The organism is Acidovorax sp. LjRoot66, from assembly GCF_964253305.1.
Lineage (GTDB): Bacteria > Pseudomonadota > Gammaproteobacteria > Burkholderiales > Burkholderiaceae_C > Acidovorax.
Map to the genome: position 1 here is coordinate 292279 of NZ_CAXUQU020000001.1, position 13678 is coordinate 305956.

The following is a 13678-nucleotide window of genomic DNA, read 5'->3' on the forward strand; positions in this document are numbered from 1 at the left end:
GCCGCTTTCGGCTCTGCTTTAATCTACCTACTCGTCAGCTTTTCTTACATGCACCGCCATATCCCCAGCACCCGCGCCCTGCTCATCTTCGACGCCGTGGCGCGCCACCATGGCGTGGGCAAGGCCGCCCAGGAGCTGTTCCTGACCCACAGCGCGGTGAGCCAGCAGCTGCGCCAGCTCGAGGGCCAGCTGGGCCTGCAACTGGTGCGGCGCAGCGCGCGCGGCACCGAGCTGACCGAAGTGGGCCGACGCTACCACGCGCAGATCGTGGGAGACCTGCTGCGCCTGCAGAACCACACGCGCGAGGCCATGGCCCAGCGCGCCGACGGCACCAGCCTGCAGGTGGGCTGCGTGCCGGTGTTCGCCGAGCGCTGGCTGCTGCCGCGCCTGCCCACCTTCCTGGCCGAGGAGCCGGCCTGCAGCGTGCACCTGCAGGTCTACCCCACGCAGACCTACATGGCCGAGATCCCGTTCGACGTGGCCGTGCAATACGACGACGCGGCCTGGCCCGGCGCCCTGCAGCAGCCCCTGCTGCGCGAGGCCTGCGTAGCCGTGTGCGCGCCAGGGTCGCGCCACCGGCGTGCCATGGAGCGCGGCGATTTCAGCGCCGTGCCGTTGCTGCAGCTCAGCTCGCGCCTGGGCGCCTGGGACGACTGGTTCGCCCACGCGGGCGTTACCCACACGCCGGCGCACAGCCTGGGCGGGCATCGGTTCGATCTGTTCTCCATGCTCGTCGAGGCGGTGCGCGCGGACCTGGGGGTGGGCTTGGTACCGCGTTACTTCGTGGAGCGTGAACTGCAATCGGGCGACCTGGCCCTGGCCCACCCTTTCGAGGACAGTGGCCTGCGCGGCTACAGCCTGTTCGTCGCGCGCGAACGGGCGCAGGAGCGCGCCGTCCAGGCCTTTGTCCACTGGCTCACGCAGGCCGTGGCTGCGCAAGTGCCCGTCACGGCACCCTGATTCATGCGCTGCGGCGCTGCACGGCCAGCCACGCCAGGCCTGCACCCGTGACCATGATGGGTACCAGCGAGCCCGCGTTGAGCAGCGTCCAGCCCTGGGTGGTGACCAGCACGCCCGACGAGAAGGCACTCACCGCCAGCGTCGCGAACACGCAGAAGTTGATGGCGGCCTGGGCGCGGTCCTTCTCCTCGGGCCGGTAGGCCGTCATGGCCAGCGTGGTGGCGCCCGTGAACAGGAAGTTCCAGCCCACGCCCAGCATGAACAGGGCAATGCCGAAGTGGTGCAGCTCCACCCCCGACAGCGCCACGGCCACACAGGCGAAGTTCAGCAGCACGCCCGTGCCCATCACGGGCAACACACCCAGGCGCTTGATCAGGTGGCCCGTGAAGAAGCCCGGCGCGAACATGCCGATCACATGCCACTCCAGCACCAGCGCGGCCTGGTCGAAGGCAAAGCCGCACACCTGCATGGCCAGCGGCGTGGCCGCCATCAGCAGGTTCATCACGCCATAGCCCAGCGCGGCGCCCAGGATGGCCACCACGAAGGCGGGCTGGCGCATCAGCTCGGCCAGAGGCCGGCCCTGTTGCGGCTGGCCTGCGGCGTCGAGCACAACGGGCGGCGGCGCGAAGCGGATAGCCGACATGCAGGCCATGGCCAGCAGTGCCACACCCATGAGCGCGACGTAGGCGCCGGCAAACGGCACCGGGAACAGCAGGCGCGTGGCACTGGCCAGGTTGGGGCCGGCCACGGCGCCCAGCAGGCCACCCGCCAGCACCAGGGAGACGGCCTTCTCACGGTAGGCCGGCACGGCCAGCTCTGCGGCCGCAAAGCGGTAGAGTTGGCCGTTGGCGCTGTAGTAGCCGGCCACCACGGTGGCCGCGCACAGCAGCCAGAACTGCGCGCTGAACGCGGCCCAGGCACACAGCGCGGCCGACAGCACGGCCACGGCCAGCCCGATCTGGAACGACACCTTGCGCCCCCAGCGCGCCTGCGTGGCCGCCACCAGCGCCGTGGACAGCGCGCCGCCCACCACGTAGCCCATCACCGGCAGCGTGGCCATCCAGCCATAGGGCGCCAGCTGCAGGCCCACGAGCCCGTTGATGGCGATGAAGACGACATTGTTGGTCAGGAAAAGGCCCTGGCACAGGGCCAGCAGCCAGAGGTTCTTGTTCATGCAGACGGGGGCGCCGGGCGCGAGGCAGGGGAAGGAGGCGCCCATTGTGCACATCGAAATCCCTGGCAGGCGCGCCAGCGGCTGTGCATGTGCACCAACAGGAGTGCCCGGACGTTGCACAGGGATTGGAGCCCCTGCGTGGCACGGATTGTGTATGGTGGGCCATGCACGGCTGGCCTGTGGCGCTGCATGCATTGCAAGGATGACCGGATGTACCACGGAGAACGTTTCAACAGCATCAGCCACCTGGTGGGCGCCGCCCTGGCCGTGGCCGGCACGGCAGTGCTCGTGGCGCTGGCCGCGCGGCTGGGCGACCCGTGGAAGATCGTGGGTTTCAGCATCTACGGGGCCATGCTGGTGGCGTTGTACACGGCATCCACCGCGTACCACAGCGTGCGCGGGCGCGCCAAGGAGATCCTGCAGAAGGTAGACCACTGCAGCATCTACCTGCTGATCGCGGGCAGCTACACGCCGTTTGCGCTGGTCTCGTTGCGCGGCGCCTGGGGCTGGTCGCTGCTGGGGGTCGTCTGGGGCCTGGCCCTGCTGGGCATCGCGCAGGAGATCTGGCTGGCCAAGGGCGCACGCGTGCTCTCGCTGGTGATCTATGTGCTGATGGGCTGGCTGGCCCTGGTGGCCGTGGTGCCGCTGTGGGAGGCACTCACCCCCGCCGGCTTCGGCTGGCTGCTGGCGGGCGGCGCCTGCTACACCCTGGGCATCGTCTTCTACGCCACCGACCACAAGGTTCGCCACGGCCACGGGCTGTGGCATTTGTTCGTGCTGGGCGGCAGCATCTGCCACTTCGTCACGGTGCTGCTCTACGTGGCCTAGCGCACACGGCCGCTGGCTATTCCAGCCAGCCCTTCGGAACCTTGTCGGCCTTCTTTTCCAGCGGATTGGCGGTGAGCCACTGGGCCGGGTACTGGCGCATGAATTCCTTGGCCTTTTCCTGCCGTGCGCTGAGCCAGGCGTCGTAGGCGCCTTCGTTGAGGATGGCGGGCATGCTCTTTTCGCTGCCAGGCTGCTGGTAGCGGTGCATGAGGGCGTGGTTGTTGGCATTCACCGTGAGCAGCGCGTAGCTGAGCAGCACTTCGCCATCCGGCCCCTGCCAGCGCGCCCACAGGCCCGCCACACCCATGGGCTTGCCGTCCACCCGCGTGATGCGGGTGGGAACGGCCTTGCCGGGGCGAAAGTCGTCTTCGTAGAAGGCCAACATGGGCACGATGCAGCGCTGGCCGTTGAGCCAGGCGTCGCGGAACGCCGTGCCGGTGGAAGCGGTATCGGACTTGGCATGCGCCAGCTTGGGTGCACGCAGCTTGCCATCGGACGCCGATTTGACCCAGTGCGGCACCAAGCCCCACTGCGCGGGCACCAGTTCGCGGCGCCGCGCGGCGCGGCTGGGCGGGGCTTCGGCCAGTCCTTCGCTTGCGACCACCGGCGCAACCTCGTCGACCGCCTCTGCAGCAGCGCGGATGAAAAACCCGTTCTTGCGCGGCCACAGATGCCGCTCGCCCAGCACGGCGGGTGACTCCACTCCGAAGGATTCGGGGTAGGCGCTGGCGTTCTGCAAGGTTTCGTAGTAAGTGCTCATGCGGCGATGGTACCCGCGCAGTGCACCCCAAGCGGCCCCGAAGCTATCCAGCGGCGGGGCTCAGAGGCTGGGAATTTTTTGGCCGTGACCGGGGGGCGCGCCAAAACGCCTCGGATCTAGGCGCAAAGCACAGCCATAGCTCGTGCTATGGCGAGCATTTGCAACGACGAGCCGGGGTGTTTTGGCGTGCAAGGCGGGCACGGACGAAAGATTCTCAGCCTCTCAGGACCGTGCGTGCCCTGCCGAAGCTGCCGTATGCCGATGACCCGGAGCCACCGCTACCCGGTCGCGCCCCAGGGCCTTGGCGGTGTAGAGCGCTTGGTCGGCCCGCTCCAGCGTGTGCTCGATGGTCTCGTCGGGCAGGTGCTGGGCCAGCCCGGCCGACACGGTGAAGTGCACCGCCTCGGGCACATGCAGCACCTGCAGCCCCGCCACCGCAGCGCGCACGCGCTCCAGCAGCTCGTGCCCATCATCGAGCCGGGTGTCGCAGAGCATGAGCACGAACTCTTCGCCGCCCCAGCGGGCGAGCACGTCGGTATCGCGCACGCTGGCGCGCACGGCGGCGGTGAAGGCCTGCAGGGCCCGGTCACCCGTGGAGTGGCCGTGCAGGTCGTTGATGGGCTTGAAATGGTCGATGTCCAGCAGCGCCAGCAGCAGGGGGCGGCCGCTGCGCAGGCTGCGCCGCTGCTCCAGCAGCATCAGGTCCACCATGGCGCGGCGGTTGAGCAGGCCCGTGAGTTCGTCGCGCATGGCCAGTTCGCGGTTTTCGGCCAGCGCCTGGGCCAGGGCCTCGCGCTGCTGGCGCAGGCGCTGGCGGATGTTCTGGATGCGCAGGTTCAGCGCGATCGAGCCCCCCAGCACGAGCAGCACCATGAGCGCATAGGCCGTGTCCACCACGCCGTAGGTTCCGGCATTGAACCGGGCTGCCGCAGCAACCGCCACGACAAAGGTCAGCAGGGCATAGGCACCGATGCCCACGACCTGCGCCAGCGTCAGGCCGAAGGTGCCGAAGAACAGGATCATGGCCAGCACGGCAGGCACCACACCGCGCGCATTGCCCGCGAGCACGTAGGCCACAGCACCGCTGGTGATGGTCCAGGCCATCTGGGCCATGGTGAGCGAGGGATCGGGCAGGCGCGCGGACCAGCCGCTGAAGACCATGGCCGTCATCACCATGAGGCCGCCCACCGAAATGGCGGCCCACCACTGGACCGCCTCTTCGTGGGCGGTCATGCCCGCATGCGCGAGCATGAGCATCACGCCCGAGCTGCCGATCATGAGCAGCAGCGCGAGCAAGGCCATGCTGCCTATCGTGCGCTGCCGACGGTCAGTGGGAAGGAAGGAGCCCACCAGCCGCCGCCAGTGGGTGGGTTTGTGCAAGGTGGCCTGCCTCTCCTGCCAAGGGCACGTCGCCCGGGTTGGGCGCGCTGGCCAGCGGCGCTGGCCGGGATTTTACCGGCGGGGCTTCCCGGGCGGGGAGTTTTTGTGTCGCATCCGCGCCTGGGTCAGGCGATCGTGAGCGCGGCCAGGGCCGCCAGGGGCGCCGTCTCGGCCCGCAGCACGCGCGCGCCGAGGGTGACGGGGGCGAAGCCGTGCTGCAGCGCCAGGTTCTCCTCGGCTGGGCTCAACCCGCCTTCGGGGCCCGACAGAAACACCACGGGACCTGCGCCTGCCGCCCCGGTATGCAAGGGCACAGTGCCCGCCCGCAGCGACAGCAGCAGGCGCTGCGCCGAGCCCGGGGTGCCTGGCTGGGCCTGCGCCCGCACCCAGGCGCCCAGATCCACCGCACCGTGCACCATGGGCACCCGGTTGCGCCCGCACTGCTCGCAGGCGGCCACGGCCACGGCCTGCCAGTGGGCGATTTTCTTGTCGGCGCGCTCGCCCTTGAGCTTGAGCACGCTGCGCTCGGCCACCAGGGGGGTGATGCTGGCCACGCCGAGTTCGGCGGCCTTTTCCACGAGCCAGTCCATGCGCTCGTTGGCAGTGATACCGGCCAGCAGGTGCACGGCGCGCGGCGCCTCGCGCTCGATGGCATGGTGGGCGCCGACCTGCACGCGCACGTCGCTGCGGCCCATGCGCAGCACGGTGGCGTCGAATTCGCCGCCGGGGCCGTCCTGGCCGCCGTGGAAGAGGGTGATGGCGTCGCCGGGCTGCAGGCGCAGCACCTGCACGTGGCGGGCGGCGCCCGGGGGCAGGTCGATCTCGGCGCCAGGCGCAAGGTCGATGGGGCAGTGGAAGCGGGGCATGTGCGTTATCTCTTCAATGGCATATCAGTTGCCTTTAGCGCCGCACGCAACGCATAAGACTGGCGCGGCCAAGGCCAGTGCCCCCGCGCAAGGGCCGCCCCGCCGCGCTGGGGGCGTCCCCCTCGCGCATTGCGCAGCAATGCGAGAGAGGGGTGAAGGCGCGAAGCGACTCAGGGGGTGCTTCATTCACACGCGGCCAAAGGCATAGCCCATGGGCGCCTCGGTGCCCTCGATCTCGTCGAGCATCTTGAGCAGCGGGCCCAACTGGCGGTAGCGGTGGGTGGTGGAACGGATATAGGCCATGAAGCGCGGCGCGTCGGCCAGGTATTTGGGCTTGCCGTCGCGCAGGGTGAGGCGGGCGAAGATGCCGGCCACCTTGAAGTGCCGCTGCAGGCCCATCCATTCCACGCTGCGGTAGAACTCGCCGAAGTCCTCGCCAAAGCCACTGGCGCTGTTCGCGCCCAGCAGGCCGGCCTTGCGCGCCTTCTCCCAGTAACGCACGGTAATGTCGATGACAAATTCCTCTTCCCAGCTGATGAAGGCGTCGCGCATCAGGCTGGCGATGTCATAGGTGATGGGGCCGTAGACCGCGTCCTGGAAGTCGAGCACCCCGAGCGGCCCACCGTCCTGCACCGGCACCATCAGGTTGCGCGCCATGAAGTCGCGGTGCACGTAGACCTGGGGCGCCGCCAGGTTGTGCGCCACGATGGCGTCGAACGCGCTGGACAGCGTGGCCTGCTGCCCGGCATCCAGCGTGACGCCGCGGTGCTTTGCCAGGTACCAGTCGGGGAACAGCGCCAGCTCGCGGCGCAGCAGGGCTTCGTCGTATGCAGGCAGCACACCGGGCTGGGAGGCCAGTTGCCACTGCAGCAGCACATCGGTGGCCTGCTGGTACCAGGCATAGGCGCCGCGAGGCTTCTCGGGGTCGAGCAACTCGATCAGCGTCTGGTGCCCCAGGTCGGACAGCAGCATGAAGCCGCCCGCCTCGTCCCAGGCCAGGATCTGCGGCACGTTCAGGCCGGCGTCGGCCAGCAGGCGCTGCACCTGCACGAAGGGGCGGCAGTTCTCCTTGTCGGGCGGGGCATCCATCACGATGCAACTCGTGCCCAGCGCGGTGTCGATGCGCAGGTAGCGGCGAAAGCTCGCATCGGCGGATGCCGGGCGCAGCGTTTCGGGCCTGAGCTGGTGGCCTCCCACCAAGGGCACCAGCCAGGCGTCGAAGGCGCGGTGGCGTTCGGCGTCAGGCCAGGTGACGGTGGAAGAAGGGGGCGTTGCCGCCGCCGCACCCGCGGGTGAGGGGGAGGAAGATGGGGGGAAAGGGTGGCTCATGGATAATCCGATTTTACAAACCCGTTCCCTGGCGCGGGTTCCCTTCTTCTGATTCAGCCCATACCGTCCCACGTGCCACGCCGCAAGCCCCCCACCGTGCAGACCCCTTCCTCCCGGACCCGGCCCGCCACGGCACCCGGGGAGCGGCTGCGCCGCCCCGTGCCGCGCGCCCTGGCCTATGGTGTGGCGCTGGCCTGGTGCGGCCTGCCGCTGGCAGTCCAGGCACAGAACGCCACGCCCAGTGCCTGGGATGCCCCGCCCGCCCTGCGCAGTTCGCCCCTGCTGCAGGAAAACATCCCCGAGCCCGTGCGGCCGCAGCTGCCGATCTTCGTCACCGGCGACCACATCAGCGGACAGACGGACCTGAACGCCACCATCGAAGGCAACGCCGAGCTGCGCAGGGGTGACACGGTCATCCGCGCCGACCGCCTGGACTACGACGTGCCCGAGGACCTGGCCAAGGCGCGCGGCTCGGTGCGCATCAACCGCGCCGGCAACGTCTACGAAGGCACGGCGCTCGACCTCCGGGTGGAGGCCTTCGAAGGGTTCTTCAACGACGCACGCTACCGCTTCCTGGCCACGCAGGCCCATGGGGACGCGTCGCGCGTGGATTTCATCGACCGCCAGCGCTCCATCGTCCACGACGCTACCTACACCACCTGCCAAAAGGGCGACGAGGCCTCCTGGCAGCCCGACTGGGTGCTGCGCGCCAAGACCATCCGCATCGACCGCGAAGAGGAAGTGGGCACGGCCGAGAATGCGGTGCTGGAGTTCAAGGGCATCCCGCTGCTGCCCATCCCGCGCATCACCTTTCCCCTGTCGGACAAGCGCAAGTCGGGCCTGCTGCCCCCGTCCTTCGGGCTGGACAGCCGTGACGGCGTGGCCTACTCGCAGCCCTACTACTGGAACATCGCGCCCAACCGGGATGCCACGCTGCGCGCGGCCCTGCTGTCCAAGCGCGGCGCCAACCTGGGTGGCGAGTTCCGCTACCTGGAGCCGACCTACAAGGGCGAGATCAGCGGTGACTACATGCCGTCGGACCGCCTGCGCGACCGCGACCGCTGGGGTTTCACGGGCAAGCACGACGCGCTGATCGCCTCCCCCGTGGGCGGCCTGAACCTGAGCCTGAACCTGAACCGGGTGAGCGACGACAACTACTGGCGCGACTTCGGCCGCGTCTCCGAGCCGCTGCGCCAGCGCCTCTTGCCCGGCGATGCCACGCTGAGCTGGGGCGCCGGCGACATGTCGGTGCGGGCCCGGGCCCTCAAGTGGCAGACACTGCAGGACGTGTCGGCGCCCATCGTGCCGCCGTACGACCGCATGCCGCAACTGGTGTGGCGCTACGAGCCGAGCATGCTGCCGGGCGGCTTCGACGCCAGTGTGGAGCTTGATACCACGCGCTTCCAGGCCGACCGCTTCTTGACCAAGCAGCCCGATGCCAACCGCTCGTTCGCGGTGGCGCAGATCAGCCGGCCGTTCCTCGCGCCCGCCGGCTTCATCACGCCGCGCCTGCAGCTGCACACCACGCAGTACCAGTTCGACGGCCCGCTCAGCGACGGCTCGCGCTCGGCCAGCCGCACGCTGCCGACCTTCAGTCTGGACAGCGGCCTGGTGTTCGAGCGCGATGCGAGCTTCTTTGGCCGCTCGTTCCTGCAGACGCTGGAGCCCCGCGCGTTCTATACCTATACGCCCTACCGCGACCAGAGCAAGCTGCCGCTGTACGACACGGCGCTCAACGACTTCAACTTTGCCACCATCTACACCGAAAACTCGTTCGGTGGCAATGACCGGCTGGCGGACAACAACCTCCTGACCATGGGCGTGACCACGCGCCTGATCGACCCCGACTCGGGCGCCGAGGCGGCGCGCTTCGGCGTGGCGCAGCGCGTGCGCTTCACCGACCAGCAGGTGACCCTGCCGGGCGCCGCGCCGGTGAACGACCGCCTTTCGGACATCCTGGTCGGCGCCGGCATCAACTGGACCAAGAACTGGGCCTACGACTCCACGGTGCAGTACAACCCCAAGACGCGGCGCTCCATCCGCTCCACCGTCGGCGCGCGCTACAGCCCGGGCAACTACCGCACCGTCAGCGCCGCCTACCGCTTCCAGCGCGGCACCAGCGAGCAGATCGACATCGGCTGGCAGTGGCCGCTCAACGACCTGTGGGGTGACAAGGGCAAGGACCTGGGCCCCGGCCGCGGCCAGGGCCCCGGCCGCTGGTACACCATTGGCCGCCTGAACTTCAGCATGCAGGACCGCAAGCTGGTGGACAGCGTGGTCGGCCTCGAATACGACGGCTGCTGCTGGATCGGCCGCGTGGTGCTGGAACGCCTGCAGAACAGCGTCTCTACCTCCAACACCCGCCTGTTGTTCCAGATCGAGTTCGTCGGGTTCTCCCGCCTCAGCCTGGGCTCCAGCCCCCTCGATACCTTCAAGCAGAATGTGCCGCGCTACCAGAACCTGCGCGACCAGGTTGGCTCGCCCAGCCGCTTCAGCAACTACGACTGACTGACACCGCCATGAACCACCGTGTATCCGCACTGGCATTTGCCTGCCTGACCACCCTCGCCTGCGGGGGCGCATTCGCGCAGGGCCTGCGCATGCCGGGCAGCGCCGGGGCCGGCATCGGCCGTCCGGCCGCCGCCCCGGCCCTGAGCCTGCCGGCACCTGCAGCGGCGCAGGGACCGCAATCGGCCGACTTCATCGTGGCGGTGGTCAACTCCGAGCCCGTCACCAACAACGAAGTGCGCGCGCGCCTGGCGCGGGCCGAACAGCAGCTGGCCCAGCAGCAGGGCGGCAACCGCCCGCCGCGCGAGCTGCTGGCGCGCGAGGTGCTCGAACGCCTGATCATCGAGAAGGCCCAGATGCAGTTGGCCAAGGAAAGCGGCGTGAAGGTGGAGGATTTCGCACTCAACCAGGCCGAGCAGAACATTGCCCAGCAAAACGGGATGACGCTGGACGACATGCACCGGCGCTTGGCCCGCGATGGCACGAGCAAGGAGCGCTTTCGCGAAGAGCTGCGCAGCCAGTTGCTGATACAGCGCCTGCGCGAGCGCGATGTGGATGCCAAGGTCAAGGTCAGCGACCAGGACATCGACCAGTTCCTGCGCGAGCAGCAATCGGGCGCCGATGCCTCGGCCATGGAAATCAACCTGGGCCACGTGCTGATCCTGGTGCCCGAGAACGCCACGCCCACCCAGGTGGCCCAGTTGCAGGCCCGCGCGCAGAGCGCGGCCGACAAGGCGCGTGCCGCAGGCAGCGACTTTGCCGCCGTGGCGGCCGAGTTCTCCGACGCGCCCGAAGGCAAGCGCGCCGGCGGCCTGCTGGGCCTGCGCCCGGCCGACCGCTACCCCGATCTGTTCGTCAACTCCGTGCAGGGCCTGCCCGTGGGCGGCATCGTGGGCCCCGTGCGCTCGCCGGCGGGCTTTCACGTCCTCAAGGTGGTGGAGCGCAATGTCGCCGGCCTGCCATCGACCGTGGTGCAGAACCATGCGCGCCACATCCTGCTGCGCCCGAGCGCCCAGCTGACCGAGGCGGCCGCCGCCGCCCGGCTGTCCGACTACCGCCGCCGCATTCTGGCCGGCCAGGCCGATTTTGCGACCCTGGCGCGCGACAACTCGGTGGATGGCAGCGCCAAGCAGGGCGGCGACCTGGGCTGGGCCAGCCCCGGCCGCTATGTGCCCGAATTCGAGCAGGCGCTCAGCACACTCAAGCCGGGCGATATAAGCGAACCCCTGGTCTCGCGCTTTGGTGTGCACCTGATCCAGCTCATGGAACGCCGCGAGGCCAAGCTCACGCAGCGAGAACAGCGCGACATGGTGCGCGACGCCGTGCGCGAGAAGAAGCTGGAAGAGGCCTACGCCACCTGGGCGCAGGAACTGCGCGGCCGCGCCTATGTCGAGTACCGCGAACCACCGCAGTAGGGCCCCCACGCTCCCCGAGGGGGCTGGCCATGCTTGGGGCGGCCCGGCGCTGCGGCCGTCCCGCCCTCGGACCACGCACTGTGGGTGATCGATCAGGTGAGCTCCGCCGGCAGGGTCTCGGGATCACTGGCCCAGCAGCCCCGCATCTGCGAATGGTGCATCATTCGCCGAAACGCGCTCAGCATCTGGGCGCTTTGCTTCTTTCCCCACGCGGGCCGATAGGTGCCACGTGCACCCTGCAGTTGATATGAAACACATTCCCCGCAAGCGCTTCGGCCAGCATTTCCTGTCCGACAAGGGCATCATCGATGGCATCGTGGACGCGATTGCGCCGCAGGCGGGCCAGCCCATGGTGGAGATCGGGCCGGGGCTGGCGGCGCTGACGCAGCCGCTGGTGGAGCGCCTGGGGCGCCTCACTGTGATCGAGCTCGACCGCGACCTGGCGCTGCGCCTGCGGCTGCATGGGCAGCTCGAAGTCATCGAGTCCGATGTGCTCAAGGTCGACTTCACGCAGCTGGCGCAGGACTGGCGCGCGCGCGTGGAACAGCCGGCCCTGAAGCTGCGGGTGGTGGGCAATCTGCCCTACAACATCTCCACGCCCATCCTGTTCCACCTGCTGGCGCACGTGGCGGTGATCGAAGACCAGCATTTCATGCTGCAAAAGGAAGTCATCGACCGCATGGTGGCCCATCCGTCCACCTCGGACTATGGCCGCCTGTCGGTGATGCTGCAGTGGCGCTACGCGATGGAGAACGTGCTGTTCGTGCCGCCCGAGAGCTTCGACCCGCCACCGCGCGTGGACAGCGCCGTGGTGCGCATGGTGCCCCGGGAGGCACCGGTCGCCCTGAACGAGCGCCTGCTGGAAGAACTGGTGCAGGTGGCCTTCAGCCAGCGCCGCAAGCTGCTGCGCCACACCCTGGGCCGCTGGCTCGAAGCCAAGGCCTATCCCGCCGCGTTCGACACCCAACGCCGTGCCGAAGAAGTGCCCGTGGACGAATACGTGGCCTTAGCCGCCGCGATGAGCCCCAAACCCTGATGGTCGAGGCACGCAAGCGCCAGCACAGCACCCATCGAACACGCGCTGCCCAGGCCAGGACCGCCCCGCCGCACGGGCTGCGTCCCCCTTCCCGAATGGCACAGCCATTCGAGAGAAGGGGTGAAGGCGCGTCAGCGCCTCAGGGGGATGTACCGAATCAAGCGGCGCTGAGCCAGTAGCCCGCGTTGAAGGGGCTGCTCATGCGCAGCGCCAGCGGCGACACGTCCACCAACTTGTCAGTGGGCATCTTTTCGGCGGCGGGGTCGGCGGGGATCTCGATGCCCTGGACCTTGGTCTGTGCTTCGTTAGCCTCGTTCGCCCGTTCTGCTTGGCTGGTGGATGCAGAACGGGCTACAGAAAAGAATAGAAACAGCGGAACGGGATCTTGCGGTCGCCCCAGTAGTCGGCAGCGTCACGGAAGATGTCCAGAAGCTGCTCACGAGCTTCCTTGTCGAACTTGCCCGTGGCCGGGATCTGCTCCAGCACCACGATGAAGCCGGGCTGCGGGCCCGATTTGTGCAAGGGATCCGTCATGCAGTCGTACAACGCATCGAAGTTCTTGCCGAAGTGCGACGGGAAGGTGAACTGTCCTGCAATCAGGTCCAGCACATCCTGCTTGGACTGCGCGTGGGCCAGATTGGCATAAAGGAAATGTTGACCCAGGGAAGTGGCTGCATCCTGCAGGTCCTGCACGCGGAAGGCGCGAATGGACTGCACGATGTTGGTGCGCACGCCACGAAGGGGCGTTTCCAGGTCTTTACGAAGTGGCGTCTGCATCTCCGCTACTCTTTCTTAATAAAGTCCAAAAACTTCGGGTATCCGCCAGTCCACGGGGGCCGACTGCCGGTTGGGGGATTCAAGAGCGCGCACCGCTCACCGCCGGAAAGACCGGCCGGTACGTGGTGCGTCGGGCGTCATTTTTCGATGATTTCGCGAAAACTGGCGTAGTGGTCGCTGGTGTAATAGCAGGCGTCCGGTACCCGGGGCTTGCCGCCACACACGATACGCCGGGCTCCCCGGTCGCGCGAACCTGGTGTTCTGACGGTGTACTCACGGTAGTGGCCGCGCTTTTGGGCGGGCAACAGCCGTTCTCGATTGCCGAAAACCGATCCGTCCTTGTCGTACGGAAACGGGCCTCCTTCACGGATCAGCGCATACGTCGCACGCCCCTGGGGCGGCAACTCGGCCAGTGCGATAGGGGTGGTCGAACCGTGGGTGGAGGGGGATTGGCGGGCCTGCCCCACCACCGGGGAAAGAGCAAACGCAACACCCAACACACACAAAAACCCTGCTTTGCGCGCCCGGGTGGCTACAGCCTTCAGCATCAACAACACCTTTCAGAAACTACGGGTTAACCCGAAATTTCGAGCCCGTAGTGTGACTCAATGGTCCCCAAAAAGCAAGCGCCTGCACAAAGATTGG

The 13678-nt window shown here is 68.2% G+C and carries 12 protein-coding genes; 5 read left to right on the plus strand and 7 right to left on the minus strand.

Features of this window, described 5'->3' with window-relative positions; genetic code table 11:
- The first annotated feature begins 48 nt into the window (after positions 1 to 48).
- Positions 49 to 960, plus strand: coding sequence for a LysR family transcriptional regulator (locus ACSQ3Y_RS01320; RefSeq protein ID WP_436176181.1), 912 nt, complete (start codon positions 49 to 51; stop codon positions 958 to 960).
- 1 nt (position 961) lies between these two features.
- On the opposite strand, the gene ACSQ3Y_RS01325 is transcribed toward ACSQ3Y_RS01320, so the two are convergent.
- Positions 962 to 2134 carry an MFS transporter gene (locus ACSQ3Y_RS01325; RefSeq protein WP_436176182.1) on the minus strand — a complete coding sequence of 391 codons (1173 nt, stop codon included), beginning with the start codon at positions 2132 to 2134 and terminating at the stop codon, positions 962 to 964.
- A gap of 210 nt (positions 2135 to 2344) precedes the next feature.
- On the opposite strand from ACSQ3Y_RS01325, the gene trhA reads away from it, so the two are divergent.
- A complete protein-coding gene (trhA, locus tag ACSQ3Y_RS01330) occupies positions 2345 to 2962 on the plus strand; it encodes a PAQR family membrane homeostasis protein TrhA (RefSeq protein ID WP_436176183.1) in 618 nt (205 codons plus the stop codon).
- A 16-nt stretch (positions 2963 to 2978) separates the two neighbouring features.
- Here trhA and ACSQ3Y_RS01335 read toward each other — a convergent pair whose 3' ends face one another.
- The 4 genes from ACSQ3Y_RS01335 to ACSQ3Y_RS01350 form a co-directional block, all read right to left on the minus strand.
- Complete coding sequence (locus ACSQ3Y_RS01335; protein WP_057266936.1) at positions 2979 to 3722, minus strand: SOS response-associated peptidase; 744 nt, start codon at positions 3720 to 3722, stop codon at positions 2979 to 2981.
- A 222-nt stretch (positions 3723 to 3944) separates the two neighbouring features.
- On the minus strand, positions 3945 to 5024 hold the full coding sequence (locus ACSQ3Y_RS01340) for a diguanylate cyclase (protein ID WP_057266935.1): 1080 nt from the start codon (positions 5022 to 5024) through the stop codon (positions 3945 to 3947).
- Between the two features lie 203 nt (positions 5025 to 5227).
- On the minus strand, positions 5228 to 5968 hold the full coding sequence (locus ACSQ3Y_RS01345; protein ID WP_436176184.1) for a 16S rRNA (uracil(1498)-N(3))-methyltransferase: 741 nt from the start codon (positions 5966 to 5968) through the stop codon (positions 5228 to 5230).
- 186 nt (positions 5969 to 6154) lie between these two features.
- Positions 6155 to 7297, minus strand: coding sequence for an aminoglycoside phosphotransferase family protein (locus ACSQ3Y_RS01350; protein WP_436176185.1), 1143 nt, complete (start codon positions 7295 to 7297; stop codon positions 6155 to 6157).
- A 96-nt stretch (positions 7298 to 7393) separates the two neighbouring features.
- On the opposite strand from ACSQ3Y_RS01350, the gene ACSQ3Y_RS01355 reads away from it, so the two are divergent.
- The 3 genes from ACSQ3Y_RS01355 to rsmA all read left to right on the plus strand — a co-directional run bounded on the left by ACSQ3Y_RS01355 (position 7394) and on the right by rsmA (position 12256).
- Positions 7394 to 9805, plus strand: coding sequence for an LPS-assembly protein LptD (locus ACSQ3Y_RS01355; protein ID WP_369818168.1), 2412 nt, complete (start codon positions 7394 to 7396; stop codon positions 9803 to 9805).
- 11 nt (positions 9806 to 9816) lie between these two features.
- On the plus strand, positions 9817 to 11220 hold the full coding sequence (locus ACSQ3Y_RS01360) for a peptidylprolyl isomerase (protein ID WP_436176186.1): 1404 nt from the start codon (positions 9817 to 9819) through the stop codon (positions 11218 to 11220).
- A 247-nt stretch (positions 11221 to 11467) separates the two neighbouring features.
- Entirely contained in the window at positions 11468 to 12256 is a 789-nt protein-coding gene (rsmA, locus tag ACSQ3Y_RS01365; protein ID WP_436176187.1) for a 16S rRNA (adenine(1518)-N(6)/adenine(1519)-N(6))-dimethyltransferase RsmA, read from the plus strand.
- A gap of 351 nt (positions 12257 to 12607) precedes the next feature.
- Here the strand turns inward: rsmA and ACSQ3Y_RS01370 are convergent, their stop codons facing one another.
- Together ACSQ3Y_RS01370 and ACSQ3Y_RS01375 are read right to left on the minus strand one after the other, a co-directional pair.
- Complete coding sequence (locus ACSQ3Y_RS01370; RefSeq protein ID WP_057200514.1) at positions 12608 to 13033, minus strand: barstar family protein; 426 nt, start codon at positions 13031 to 13033, stop codon at positions 12608 to 12610.
- Between the two features lie 137 nt (positions 13034 to 13170).
- Complete coding sequence (locus tag ACSQ3Y_RS01375; protein WP_179682822.1) at positions 13171 to 13581, minus strand: ribonuclease; 411 nt, start codon at positions 13579 to 13581, stop codon at positions 13171 to 13173.
- Positions 13582 to 13678 lie beyond the last annotated feature (97 nt).

Excerpts from the sequence above, each read along its gene's own strand:
- rsmA (WP_436176187.1), top strand. The coding sequence starts at position 11,468 with ATGAAACACATTCCCCGCAAGCGCTTCGGCCAGCATTTCCTGTCCGAC.
- ACSQ3Y_RS01360 (WP_436176186.1), top strand. The coding sequence starts at position 9,817 with ATGAACCACCGTGTATCCGCACTGGCATTTGCCTGCCTGACCACCCTC.
- ACSQ3Y_RS01340 (WP_057266935.1), bottom strand. The coding sequence starts at position 5,024 with ATGGCCTTGCTCGCGCTGCTGCTCATGATCGGCAGCTCGGGCGTGATG.
- ACSQ3Y_RS01345 (WP_436176184.1), bottom strand. The coding sequence starts at position 5,968 with ATGCCCCGCTTCCACTGCCCCATCGACCTTGCGCCTGGCGCCGAGATC.
- ACSQ3Y_RS01375 (WP_179682822.1), bottom strand. The coding sequence starts at position 13,581 with ATGCTGAAGGCTGTAGCCACCCGGGCGCGCAAAGCAGGGTTTTTGTGT.
- ACSQ3Y_RS01350 (WP_436176185.1), bottom strand. The coding sequence starts at position 7,297 with ATGAGCCACCCTTTCCCCCCATCTTCCTCCCCCTCACCCGCGGGTGCG.
- trhA (WP_436176183.1), top strand. The coding sequence starts at position 2,345 with ATGTACCACGGAGAACGTTTCAACAGCATCAGCCACCTGGTGGGCGCC.
- ACSQ3Y_RS01325 (WP_436176182.1), bottom strand. The coding sequence starts at position 2,134 with ATGAACAAGAACCTCTGGCTGCTGGCCCTGTGCCAGGGCCTTTTCCTG.
- ACSQ3Y_RS01335 (WP_057266936.1), bottom strand. The coding sequence starts at position 3,722 with ATGAGCACTTACTACGAAACCTTGCAGAACGCCAGCGCCTACCCCGAA.
- ACSQ3Y_RS01320 (WP_436176181.1), top strand. The coding sequence starts at position 49 with ATGCACCGCCATATCCCCAGCACCCGCGCCCTGCTCATCTTCGACGCC.
- ACSQ3Y_RS01370 (WP_057200514.1), bottom strand. The coding sequence starts at position 13,033 with ATGCAGACGCCACTTCGTAAAGACCTGGAAACGCCCCTTCGTGGCGTG.